This is a genomic window from Streptococcus sp. HMSC034B03 (assembly GCF_001838575.1).
GTDB lineage: Bacteria > Bacillota > Bacilli > Lactobacillales > Streptococcaceae > Streptococcus > Streptococcus anginosus.
On record NZ_KV837631.1, the window covers coordinates 7,472 to 8,010 of the forward strand.

At 45.5% G+C, this 539-nt stretch carries 1 protein-coding gene; it reads left to right on the top strand.

From position 1 onward, the window contains the following. On the top strand, positions 1 to 539 hold a 539-nt coding region (locus tag HMPREF2634_RS09995), incomplete at both ends, for a MucBP domain-containing protein (RefSeq protein WP_180363043.1).

A 539-nucleotide genomic window follows, 5' to 3' on the forward strand; every position in this document is an offset into this window, starting at 1 on the left:
AATACCAATATCGTTTACTACTATGATCTTGTACCAGATATTCCAACACCAGAAAAGAAATATGGTGATGTTACCGTTGAGTACAAGAACAAAGACGGCGTGACTATCGCACCGAAAGTGACCGATACACCGCGTTCTGAAGTGGGTACAGACTATGATACCAAGGATCAGCGTAAGGACACTATCACCACAGTAGATGGCAAGAAGTACAAGCTGGATCTGACAGCAACCCAAGGTGCTGAAACTGGTAAGGTGGTAGAAGGCAATACCAATATCGTTTACTACTATGATCTTGTTCCAGATGCACCGCAAAAGAAATACGGTGATGTTACCGTTGAGTACAAGAACAAAGACGGCGTGACTATCGCACCGAAAGTGACCGATACACCGCGTTCTGAAGTGGGTACTGATTACGATACTACCGATCAGCGTAAGGACACCATTACTACTGTAGTGGATGGCAAGAAGTACAAGCTGGATCTGACAGCGACCCAAGGCGCTGAAACCGGTAAGGTGGTAGAAGGCAATACCAATATCGT